Annotated in this window: 2 protein-coding genes; both read left to right on the top strand. The window is 69.9% G+C overall.

Features of this window, described 5'->3' with window-relative positions; all coding sequences use genetic code 11:
• The first annotated feature begins 20 nt into the window (after positions 1-20).
• The gene (dtd, locus tag G6018_RS15805; RefSeq protein ID WP_182640123.1) at positions 21-464 is read left to right on the top strand and encodes a D-aminoacyl-tRNA deacylase; all 444 of its coding nucleotides are present in this window, start codon (positions 21-23) and stop codon (positions 462-464) included.
• A gap of 139 nt (positions 465-603) precedes the next feature.
• Positions 604-1,572, top strand: a complete 969-nt coding sequence (locus G6018_RS15800) for a sigma-70 family RNA polymerase sigma factor (RefSeq protein ID WP_179525209.1) — start codon at positions 604-606, stop codon at positions 1,570-1,572.
• Positions 1,573-1,656 lie beyond the last annotated feature (84 nt).

The raw sequence follows: 1,656 nt of genomic DNA, 5'->3' as shown, positions 1-1,656 counted from the left end.
ACCCCGGGGCCGGTGGGCGGGTGAGGGCCGTCATCACGCGCGTCACCGAGGCGTCGGTCACCGTGGACGGGGAGATCGTGGGCGCACTCCCCCGCGCCGGGCTGCTGGTGCTGCTGGGGGTGTCGACCGACGACGACGAGGTGGACGTCGCCACGATGGTCCGCAAGATCGCGGAGCTGCGCATCCTGCCGGGTGAGGCGGGCGCGGTCGAGATCGGCGCGCCCGTCCTGGTGGTCAGCCAGTTCACCCTCATGGGGTCGACGAGCAAGGGGCGCCGACCGTCGTGGTCCCGCGCGGCGCCCGGGGCTCGGGCCGAGGCCGCGGTCGATGCGGTGGTGCGAGGTCTCCGTGAGCGGGGACTCGAGGTCGAGACCGGGGCGTTCGGCGCGATGATGCAGGTCAGCTCCGTGAACGACGGCCCGTTCACCGTCCTCGTCGACACCTCGGGTTCCCGGACGTCGTGACGGACGTCATGGGCCCGGGAACATTCCCGGCACCCCCGCCGTTGTAGCAGTACGTGACCGTGACCCGGACACGCGTCCGTTCCGTCCATCAGCAACCGACCGCCGACTCTGATCCCCCGGGCCGGCAGGAGGAGGAGACATGACGTCAGCCACCACCCGATCGGACCGTCGGACGGAGGCGGATTCGGATGGCCAGAGCCCCAGCGCGGACCTCGTCCGCGTCTACCTCAACGGGATCGGCAAGACGGCTCTGCTGAACGCGGAGGACGAGGTCGAACTCTCCAAGCGTATCGAGGCCGGTCTCTACGCCGCCCATCTCCTGGCCACCAAGAAGCGGATGGGCCCCACCAAGAAGGCCGACCTCAAGGTGATCGTCGCGGAGGGCGAGGCCGCCCGCGCGCACCTCCTCGAGGCCAACCTGCGTCTGGTGGTCTCACTCGCCAAGCGCTACACGGGGCGCGGCATGCCGCTGCTGGACCTCATCCAGGAGGGCAACCTGGGCCTGATCAGGGCCATGGAGAAGTTCGACTACGCCAAGGGCTTCAAGTTCTCGACCTACGCCACGTGGTGGATCCGCCAGGCGATCACCCGGGGGATGGCGGACCAGTCCCGCACCATCCGGCTCCCCGTGCACCTGGTCGAGCAGGTCAACAAGCTCGCCCGCATCAAGCGGGAGCTCCACCAGCAGCTCGGTCGCGAGGCGACCCTCGACGAGCTGGCGGAGGAGTCGGGGATCCCCGCGCACAAGATCGAGGAGTTGCTCGACCACTCGCGCGACCCGGTGAGCCTGGACATGCCCGTCGGCGCGGACGAGGAGGCGCCGTTGGGCGACTTCATCGAGGACGCCGAGGCCACCAGCGCCGAGAACACGGTCGTCACCAACGTCATGCACTCGGACGTCCGTGCGGTCCTGTCCACGCTGGAGGAGCGCGAACAGCAGGTCATCACACTGCGGTTCGGTCTCGATGACGGCCAGCCCCGCACCCTCGATCAGATCGGCAAGCGTTTCGGGCTCTCGCGTGAGCGCGTCCGCCAGATCGAGCGCGAGGTCATGGCGAAGCTCCGTGAAGGGCGCCGCGCCGACAAGCTCCGCTCCTACGCGGTCTGAGGTCCGGGCCGGACGAGGACACCACGACGCCCCGGCTCCACGGTCAGGCGGGTTCACACCGCCACCGGAGCCGGGGCGTCGTCG

This window comes from Dietzia sp. DQ11-44 (assembly GCF_014145205.1).
Lineage (GTDB): Bacteria > Actinomycetota > Actinomycetes > Mycobacteriales > Mycobacteriaceae > Dietzia > Dietzia natronolimnaea.
Note: the sequence above shows the minus strand (reverse complement) of the source record. Positions and strands in the feature narration are given on the sequence as shown.

What these genes read in the sequence shown, in the direction of transcription:
- G6018_RS15800 (WP_179525209.1), top strand. Translation starts at nt 604, where the DNA reads ATGACGTCAGCCACCACCCGATCGGACCGTCGGACGGAGGCGGATTCG.